At 67.9% G+C, this 9151-nt stretch carries 7 protein-coding genes; 1 reads left to right on the forward strand and 6 read right to left on the reverse strand.

Going from position 1 to position 9151, the window contains the following annotated elements; genetic code table 11:
- Positions 1-20: 20 nt before the first annotated feature.
- The 6 genes from Q4I23_RS26985 to Q4I23_RS27010 all read right to left on the reverse strand — a co-directional run bounded on the left by Q4I23_RS26985 (position 21) and on the right by Q4I23_RS27010 (position 8385).
- The gene (locus tag Q4I23_RS26985) at positions 21-593 is read right to left on the reverse strand and encodes an MlaD family protein (protein ID WP_498528245.1); all 573 of its coding nucleotides are present in this window, start codon (positions 591-593) and stop codon (positions 21-23) included.
- The gene (locus Q4I23_RS26990; protein WP_498528246.1) at positions 586-1869 is read right to left on the reverse strand and encodes a paraquat-inducible protein A; all 1284 of its coding nucleotides are present in this window, start codon (positions 1867-1869) and stop codon (positions 586-588) included. Before Q4I23_RS26990 ends, Q4I23_RS26985 begins: the two co-directional genes overlap by 8 nt.
- Before the next feature lie 158 nt (positions 1870-2027).
- Positions 2028-2729, reverse strand: a complete 702-nt coding sequence (locus Q4I23_RS26995) for a hypothetical protein (RefSeq protein ID WP_237906408.1) — start codon at positions 2727-2729, stop codon at positions 2028-2030.
- 111 nt (positions 2730-2840) lie between these two features.
- Entirely contained in the window at positions 2841-4535 is a 1695-nt protein-coding gene (locus Q4I23_RS27000) for a tetratricopeptide repeat protein (protein ID WP_498528247.1), read from the reverse strand.
- A gap of 65 nt (positions 4536-4600) precedes the next feature.
- Positions 4601-6919, reverse strand: a complete 2319-nt coding sequence (locus Q4I23_RS27005) for an NADP-dependent malic enzyme (protein WP_498528248.1) — start codon at positions 6917-6919, stop codon at positions 4601-4603.
- A gap of 164 nt (positions 6920-7083) precedes the next feature.
- Positions 7084-8385 (reverse strand): dicarboxylate/amino acid:cation symporter, encoded by a 1302-nt coding sequence (locus Q4I23_RS27010; RefSeq protein ID WP_498528249.1) that lies wholly within the window; start codon positions 8383-8385, stop codon positions 7084-7086.
- 325 nt (positions 8386-8710) lie between these two features.
- Here Q4I23_RS27010 and Q4I23_RS27015 point away from each other — a divergent pair.
- Positions 8711-9151 (forward strand): PDC sensor domain-containing protein (locus Q4I23_RS27015; RefSeq protein ID WP_498528250.1); only part of this gene is annotated, 441 nt, incomplete at its 3' end.

Here is a 9151-nt window from a genome sequence, read left to right on the forward strand (position 1 = left end):
GCGTATAATCGTCGGCAGCGTCAGATGTGTATAAGAGACAGGTAATAGATCGGTGCCCCCGGCCCGAGCCCGCCCAGCCGGTCGGCGCGCAGCGCGAAGCGCCGCCCCGGCGAGCTGGACCGGATCAGCGGCGGCTCCTCCAGGCCCCGGAAGGCGGTCAGCGCCTCGCCATTGCCGGTCCCCGGGTCCATTCCGATGTAAGCGCCCGAGATCAGCGTGCCGAGGCCTGACACACCACCGAAGCCCAGCCGCGGCTTGACCACCCAGAAGCTTGTCCGATCGTTGAGATAGGAGGCGGCGCCCTTTACCATGCGCACGGAGACGATGACGTTCGCCAGGTCGGGCGAGACCGCCACCCCCTGCACCGTCCCGACATCGACGTCGCGGTAGCGCACGCGGGTCTTGCCGGGCTCCAGCCCCTCCGCCGTGTCGAAGGTGATGGTGATGGTCGGGCCGCGCTCGTTCAGCGTCCTCCAGGCCAGCCAGCCGCCGACCAGCGCGGCGACCAGCGGCACCAGCCAGATCAGCGGCAGGCCGCGGCGGCGGCGGATCACCGGGCTGGCCGGCTCCACCGTGGGCTTCGGATCAGTCATGGGCATCAATCATAGAGGAATCCTGCCGCTGCGCCCGCCGGGGCGGCGCATCCCAGATCAGCCGAGGGTCGAAGGAGTCCGACGCCAGCATGGTGATGATGACGACCGCGGCGAAGGCGACGGCACCCAGCTCCGCGTGGATGGTGGCGATGGCGCCCAATTGGACCAGGGCCGCCAGAAGCGAGATCATGAAGATGTCCACCATGGACCAGCGCCCGACCCCCTCGATCAACCGGTAGAGCCGCGTGCGGTCGCGTTGCCGCTTCGGCAACCCCCGCTGCACCGTCCACAGCAGATAGGCCAGCCCGATCAGCTTCAGCACCGGCACGGTGATGCTGGCGAAGAAGACCAGCAGGGCCACCGGCCACATCTCCGCCGCGATCAGCGCCTCCACACCGGAGAGGATGGTGTCGGGCTGGCCGGCGCCGAAATAGACCACCGTCATGATCGGCAGCAGATTCGCCGGAATGTAGAGGATTGTCGCCGCGGAGATCAGCGCCCAGCCGCGCGGCAGGCTGTTCGGCTTGCGGTGGTGCAACCGGGCGCCGCAGCGCGGGCAGGCGCCCTCCGACCCGCCGCCCTCCGGGCCGGCGACCACCTGATGGCAGTCGTGGCAGGCGGTCAGCCGCTCCGGATCGGCGTTGGCGGCTTGTGCGACACGGGTCTGCGGGGCGATCCGCTCCCACACCTCGAAGGGGCTGAGCGACGCCTCCCCCCACACCTGCACCAGGATGAAGGCGACCAGGGCGGCCAGCGACGCCCCCGGCTCCAACTCCGCCAGATCGGACAGCTTCACATAGGCGACGATCAGGCCGAGCAGGAAGACCTCCGCCATCGCCCAGCGGCGCAGCCGCGCCACGGTCCGGAAGGTCCAGGCCGCGCCCGGCGCCGCCGTCCGCCCCGCGGCGAGCGGCATCACGACGTAGAGCGTGCCGAGCACCTGCGCCAGTGGCGCCAGGAACAGCACGAAGAAGACCAGGACGCCCAGCACCTCGTAGCCGCCGTCCCACAGCGCCACCGAGCCGCTGAGCAGGGTCGCCGTCTGCGCCCGCCCCTCCAGCTCGAAGGTCAGGATTGGGAACAGATTGGCGGTGACGAACAGGATCGTCGAGGCGATGGCGAGGGCCACCGCGTGCCCCAGCCCGCCGGTCCGGAAATGGCGCAGCACCGCCCCGCAGCGGTGGCATTCCGCACGATGGCCGGGCAAGGCCGGCGGCAGGGCGTGCGGCGCGCCGCAGTCGTGACAGAGCAGGATCGGTTGGTCCGGTGAGGTCATAGCGTTGGCTTAACATTTCCCACGGGCGAAAGGTCCGCCGATTGCGGGGTGCGCCGGTGGAGGAGCGCCGAGCGGGGCAGACCGCAAGCCCTGGATGAAAAAAGCCCTTCCCCCATGGATGGGGAAAGGGCTTCAGCCTTGCGGAAGATAGATTTCGGTCAGACGAAAAGATTGAAGCTGCCCATCAGCTTCTGCGTGCCGGTCTGGCCGGTAGGGATGGAATTCAGGCTCGACGCCGCCTGGCTCAGTCCATCCAGCATGGCCTGCTGGCCGGTGGACAGGTTGAACGGGCTCTCACCCTTCTTCGGCGCCTTGGCGACCGTGTCGTAATCCTGGGTGTATTTGCCCATGCTGAGCTGGATGGCGTAATTCTTGGCGTCCTTGGGCGACTGGCCCTTCTCGCGCGTCAGGCGCAGGGTGTAGTCGCCGCGGTCGAGTTCGTACTCGCCCTGCATCATGCTCTTGAAAGCGTCGTAGTTCTTTCCGGCGCTCTTGTCGCTGTCGGCCAGAACCGTGCCGAATTTGGACATCACCTGGACGCGCAGCCCCTCGTCGCCGACCTGCCCCAGCGTCATTTCGCCTTTGGTCGTCACGCGGAACTTGTAGAAGTCGACGGGATCGTCGGCGCCCAGCGCGCCGACCACGTTCAGGCGGGTCACGTTCTTGGCGAGAACGCCCATGTCCGTGGCGAAGCCGGGGGTGTTGACGGAGGATTTGCGGACGTCCTTGCGGAATTCCTGCACGTTCGCGGCGGCGGCGGCTTCGGCCTCCCGTTGCGCGTTCATGCGCTCCACAGCAGCGGACACGGACTTGTTGAGGTCCGAGACCATCTGGTTGACGCCGGCCATTCCGTCAGACATGGCACCTTCTCCCATCAGGCGCGCTCCCCAAACGGAGAAGCGCGAATGGATCGCTGGATCCTCACTTTACTGCAAAGCACGTAAAGTTGCGAATTGTTTTTCGCCGAAATTTCAGATAGGGCGTCGGGCGAGTTGTGCGGCCATCCGGTTCAGCACGCCAGGGAGGCCCTCCCCAGCCCGTGGCTGGAACAGGCGTTGCGCCGGAAACCAGGGGCGCACCGCAGTGCCGAGCTGGGTCCAGTCCCGCCCGCCAAAGCGCCAGACCGGCACACCGAGCGCCGCCGCCAGTTCCCCCACCGCCATGGCCGGCGCGATCACCAGATCCAGGTTCGCCATCAGCGCCGCCGTCCCATCGAAGTCATCGGTCAGGTCGAGATCGTCCCAACGATGGATGGCGACGCCGAACCGGTCCTCCGCCGCAACCCGCTCGGCCTCGCACACGCCATACTGGAGGTTGACGAAGACCAGACCCGGCACGGCGAACAGCGCCCCCCACTGGTCGAGCCGGCTGTAGGCGGCACGGCGCGACTCAGTCATCAGCGCGCTGCGCCAGCCGATCCCCACGCGAAGGCCGGGGCCGAGCGCAGCGACACGGTCACGCCAGAACGCCACCCGAACCGGGTCGGGGACCAGCCAGCCGCCAGCAGCACTGGCGAAGGCGGACAGGTCGCGGCGAAAGACCCGCGCCAGGGAACCAATGGGCGTGTGCAGGTCGCAATCGGGCACCGTGCCCGCGTCGCTCCGTTGGGGACGGACCAGCGCGGCGGGGAAGGAGCGGGCGAACAGGGGCACCAGCCGCCGGTCGGTTTCGATCACCACGGAACGGGCACGGGCGATGGCCTCCGCGCAGAGGGAGGAGAACAGGATGGTGTCGCCCACCCCTTGCTCGCCCCAGATCAGCAGGCGCTTGTCCGCCAGATCCTCGCCACGCCACGCCAGCATCCGCAGCTGACGCGCCCCACCCGCCTGACCGGACGCGAAGCGCCAGCCATAGCCGGCCCAACCCTCCTCCAGCGCGCCGCGCTCCAGCCGCAGCAGGCCGCGGTTGAACTGGGCCAGCGGCAAGTCGGGACTTACGCGGAGCGCCCGCCCATACAGACGGTCCGCCAGCCCCCCGTCGCCCAGACGCTGCACCGCCAGACCGAGATTGCAGAGTGCCGCCGCATAGCCGGGTTCGAGCGCCAGGGCGCGGCGGAACCAGCGGGCCGCTTCCGCGTGGCGGAGCCGCGCCTGCAACGCATGGCCGAAATTGTTGTTGGCCTGCGGTTCTTCCGGCAGGAGCCGGAGCGCGCGGCGATGCGCCCGCTCGGCCTCGTCCAGCCGCTCGGCGGCGCGCAGCCCGCCGCCGAGATTGGACAGCCCCTCCGACAAGGCCGGGTCGAGCAGAACGGCGCGCTGCCACGCCGCCAGGGCCGCTGCAGCCCGGCCTTGCCGGCTCAGCGCATTGGCCAGATTGTTCCAAAACGTCGCACGCTCGGCGCCGCGGGCCAGAGCGGCGCGGTGGCAGGCTTCGGCCTCCGTAAAACGGCCCTGCCCGGCGCGCAGCGTGCCCAGGCTGTCGGCCGCGTCCACGCATGCGGGATCAAGAGCGAAGGCCGCCTCGAAGCATGTGGCGGCCCCGTCAGTCTGTCCGAGATCGCGCAGCACCAACCCGAAGCCGTAGAGAAGCGCCGGGTTGCGGCGGTCCAGCCGCAAGGCGTCGGTGTAGGCGGTCACCGCCTCGGCCAGCCGTCCCTGCGCGTGATGGCGGGCGGCCGATGCCGTCAGGGAGGACAGGTCATCGCGGAAAGGGGCGTCGGGACTCATCCCGGCAGAGTGGCCCGCGGAACCGGAGCGGCGCAAGCGCCGTCCGGCCCCGCGGTGGCGGTTGCTCAGTCCTCGCCGTCCTGCAGCGCCGGGGGACGCGGGGCGGCGTTCACCGGGGCGGCGAGCTGGGCGTCGACCACCGCCACCGCCGTCATGTTGACCAGACCGCGCGTCGTCACCGACGGAGTGACGATGTGCACGGGGCGAGCGGCGCCCAGCAGCATCGGCCCGACATTCTGCGCGTCGGCCATGATCTTCAGCATGTTGAAGGCGATGTTGGCGGCGTCCAGGGTCGGCATCACCAGCAGGTTCGCCTCGCCCTTCAGGCGGCTGTCGGGCAGAACGCCCTTACGCAGCACCTCCGACAGGGCGGCGTCGGCGTGCATCTCGCCGTCCACCTCCAGGTCGGGATTCTCTTCGGCGATGAGCTGGTAAGCCAGCCGCATCTTGCGGGCGGACGGGGTGTCCGCGCTGCCGAAGTTGGAGTGGGAGAGCAGCGCCACCTTCGGCTCGATGCCGAAGCGCTTCACCTCCTCCGCTGCCAGCCGGGCGATCTCGGCCACCTGCTCGGCGGTCGGGTCGGGGTTGACGTAGGTGTCGCAGATGAAGTGCGTGCCCTTCTGCGAGATCAGCCCGTTCATCGCGCCGGCCACCTTCACGCCCTTGCGCAGGCCGATCACGTCCATGACGTGGTTGAAGTGGTCGCCGTAGCGGCCCGAGGTGCCGCAGACCATGCCGTCGGCCTCGCCCCGGCGGACCATCAGCGCGCCGAAGACGCTCGGCTGGGTGCGCACGACGTTCAGCGCGTTGGCCGGCGACACGCCGCGGCGGCCCATGAGCTGCCGGTAGACCTCGGCGTAGTTGTGGCAGCGCAGGTCACGGGCGGCCTCGATCACCTCCACGTCCTTGCCGATGCGGATGCGCAGACCCATGTCAGCGATCGTCCGCTCGATCACGTCGGCACGGCCGAGCAGGACCGGATGGGCGATGCCGTCGTCCACCACCACCTGGGCGCAGCGCAGGACGCGCGGCTCCTCGCCCTCCGCGTAGACGATGCGCTTGGGCGCCGCCTTCGCCTTGGTGATGACCGGCTTCATGACGAGGCCGGAGCGGAAGACATACTGGCCGAGGCTGTCGCGGTAGGCGCGGAAGTCAACGATCGGCCGCGTCGCCACGCCCGACTCCATGGCGGCCTTGGCGACCGCCGAGGACACCTCGATCACCAGACGCGGGTCGAAGGGCTTGGGCAGGATGTAGTCCGGCCCGAAGCGCAGGTTCTCGCCGACATAGGCGGCGGCCACCACGTCCGACGGCTCGGCCTGGGCGAGGCTGGCCATGGCGTGGGTGGCGGCGATCTTCATCTCCTCGTTCACCGTCGTCGCGCCGACGTCGAGCGCGCCGCGGAAGATGAAGGGGAAGCAGAGGACGTTGTTGACCTGGTTGGGGAAGTCCGAGCGGCCGGTGGCGATGATGGCGTCGGGACGGGCCTGCCGGGCGAGGTCCGGCATGATCTCCGGCTCCGGGTTGGCCAGAGCCAGCACCAGCGGCTTGTCGGCCATGCGGGCCAGCATCTCCGGCTTCAGCACCTTGGCGCCCGACAGGCCGAGGAAGATGTCCGCCCCGTCGATGACGTCGTTCAGCACGCGGGCGTCGGTGTCCTGCGCGTAGGCGTCCTTGTAGGGGTTCATCTCCTCGTTGCGGCCCTTGTGGACCACGCCGATGCGGTCGACCAGCCAGACATTCTCGCGCTTGACGCCCAGGCTGAGCATCAGGTCCAGGCAGGCGATGCCCGCGGCGCCGCCGCCGGTGGAGACGACCTTGACGGTGGAGATGTCCTTGCCGACCAGCTTCAGCCCGTTCAGCACCGCCGCACCCACCACGATGGCGGTGCCGTGCTGGTCGTCGTGGAAGACCGGGATCTTCATCCGCTCGCGGCAGCGGCGCTCCACCTCGAAACAGGCGGGGGCGGCGATATCTTCCAGGTTGATGGCGCCGAAGGTCGGCTCCAGCCGGACGATGGTGTCGACCAGACCGTCGACGTCCTTCTCGTTCAGCTCCAGGTCGAAGCAGTCGATGCCGGCGAACTTCTTGAAGAGGACGGCCTTGCCCTCCATGACCGGCTTGGCGGCCATCGGACCGATGTCGCCCAGGCCCAGAACCGCCGTGCCGTTGGTGATGACCGCCACGAGGTTGGCGCGGGCCGTCAGCTCCGCGGCCTGGGCCGGGTCGGCGGCGATGGCGCTGGACGCCGCGGCCACGCCCGGCGAATAGGCCAGCGCGAGGTCGCGCTGGTTCGCCATGGGCTTGGTGGCGACGATCGCCAACTTACCGGGCTTCGGATTCCGGTGGTACTCAAGCGCCATCGCGTCGAAGTCGCCGGACATACGTCCTCTCCCCTTTTAACTTGATTTCAGTTAATTTGCCGAACGACGAACTGTTTCCCCTCCGGCTTATACCCGAATTGTCCGAGTACCGGAATGGGAAAGGGGCAGTCCGCGGCGGACCGCCCCCTCCTTTTTACCCCCTGGAACGGGAGGCCGGACCCGCGTCAGATGCGGGCCAGGGCCGGCTCCTTGAAGTGCTCCTGATATTCGGCGACCGCCTTGGTCTCGTCGAACTCGCCTTCCATCTTGGCGACCACGATGGTGGCGACGCCGTTGCCGATCAGATTGGTGATGGCGCGGGCTTCCGACATGAAGCGGTCGACGCCCAGCAGCAGCGCCAGCCCCTCGATCGGCAGGTGGCCGGTGGCCGACAGGGTGGCCGCCAGCGTCACGAAGCCGCCGCCGGTGACCGCCGCAGCACCCTTGGACGTCAGCATCAACAGGCCGAGGATGGTCAGCTGCTGCCAGATCGTCAGGTCGATGTTGAAGGCCTGGGCGATGAAGATCGCGGCCATCGACAGGTAGATGGAGGTGCCGTCGAGGTTGAACGAGTAGCCGGTCGGGATGACGAGGCCGACGACGTGCTTGGAGCAGCCGAACTTCTGCATTTTCTCCATCATGCGCGGCAGCACGGACTCCGACGAGGAGGTGCCGAGCACGATCAGCAGCTCGTCCTTGATGTAGCGCAGGAAGGTCAGGAGGCTGAAGTTGTACAGGCGGGCGATGCTGCCCAGCACGACGAAGACGAACAGCGCCATCGTGATGTAGACCGCCGCCATCAGCTGGCCGAGCGAGGTCAGCGACGACACGCCGTACTTGCCGATGGTGAAGGACATCGCGCCGAACGCACCCAGCGGGGCGACGCGCATCAGGATGCCGATGACGCCGAACATGGCGTGCGACACCTTCTCGAACATGTCTTCGACCACCTTGCCCTTCTGGCCCATGGCGGACAGCGCGACGCCGAAGATCACCGCGAAGAACAGGATCTGCAGCATGTCGCCCTTGACGAAGGCGCCGATGACGTTGTCCGGGACGATGTTGACCAGGAAGTCGATGGTCGTGTGGTTCTGCGCCTCGGTCGCATACTTGGCGACGGCGTCGGCCTTCAGCGAGCCGGCCTGGATGTTCATCCCCGAGCCCGGCTTCACCAGATTGACGACCAGCAGGCCGAGCCCCAGAGCGAAGGTGGTGACGATCTCGAAGTACAGGATCGCCTTGCCGCCGACCTTGCCGACCTTCTTCATGTCGCCGATCGAGGAGATGCCGGTGACCACGGTCAGGAAGACGATCGGGCCGATGACCATCTTGATCATCTTGATGAAGACGTCGCCCAGGGGCTTCATCTGCACCGCAATAGCCGGATAGAAATGGCCGAGCAGAATGCCGATGGTGATCGCGGTCAGAACCTGAACGGTCAGGTTCGTGTAGAATGGCTTTTTCTGGGGCTGCCCTTGGGCGTGCATGTTCGTCTCCTCGTGGCGTTCCTGAAATGGGCTGCCGCTCTTGTCTCGCGGTCGGCGGCCTGCCCGTCATGCCTCTCTCAAAGCAAGCGGTGTGCCAAAAGTAAAAACGAGCAATCGCAGCGCTCTGACGGAACGCGTGGGTCAGAATCCGCACGACAGGGGCAGAATCCATGTGCGAAAATCCGCACATTGCGATGCCTTGTTGCGGCGCAGCATGGATTGAGGACCGTTGGTTAGGATCGCCCCCACCCGCTGGACATTTTCGCAAAGCCGCGACTGGGTTGCCCGGCGGACGCCCCTCCTGTTCGCCCGTCCGCGGCGGGTGATGCTGGCTGTGCTGGTCGTCGGCATGCCGCTGGCGGCGGCGGTGGCCGCGGGCCTGGCGGCGGACAACGCCGGCGAATCCCTGCGCGAACAGGGCGCGGCGCAGCTGTCGCTGTACGAATCCAACCTGCGCACGGAGCTGGAGCGGCATGCCGCCGTACCGATGGTGCTCGCCCGCGACCAAGAGGTCGCCGACCTGCTGCGCGACCCCAGCCCGGAGCGGGTGGACCGCATGAACCGCAAGCTTGAGGCCATCGCGGCGACGCTGAAGGCGTCGGCCCTCTATGTGATGAACGGGGCGGGCACCACCGTCGCGGCCAGCAACTGGAACGCCGCGCCCAGCTTCGTCGGGCAGAATTTCAGCTACCGTCCCTATTTCCAGTCGGCCATGGAGCAGGGGGCTGTCTCTTATACACATCTGACGCTGCCGACGATTATACGC

It is taken from the genome of Azospirillum sp. UFLA03-27, from assembly GCF_059803775.1.

Coding starts and splice junctions, on each gene's coding strand:
- Q4I23_RS27000 (WP_498528247.1), bottom strand. CDS start 4,535: ATGAGTCCCGACGCCCCTTTCCGCGATGACCTGTCCTCCCTGACGGCA.
- Q4I23_RS26985 (WP_498528245.1), bottom strand. CDS start 593: ATGACTGATCCGAAGCCCACGGTGGAGCCGGCCAGCCCGGTGATCCGC.
- Q4I23_RS27010 (WP_498528249.1), bottom strand. CDS start 8,385: ATGCACGCCCAAGGGCAGCCCCAGAAAAAGCCATTCTACACGAACCTG.
- Q4I23_RS26990 (WP_498528246.1), bottom strand. CDS start 1,869: ATGACCTCACCGGACCAACCGATCCTGCTCTGTCACGACTGCGGCGCG.
- Q4I23_RS27005 (WP_498528248.1), bottom strand. CDS start 6,919: ATGTCCGGCGACTTCGACGCGATGGCGCTTGAGTACCACCGGAATCCG.
- Q4I23_RS26995 (WP_237906408.1), bottom strand. CDS start 2,729: ATGTCTGACGGAATGGCCGGCGTCAACCAGATGGTCTCGGACCTCAAC.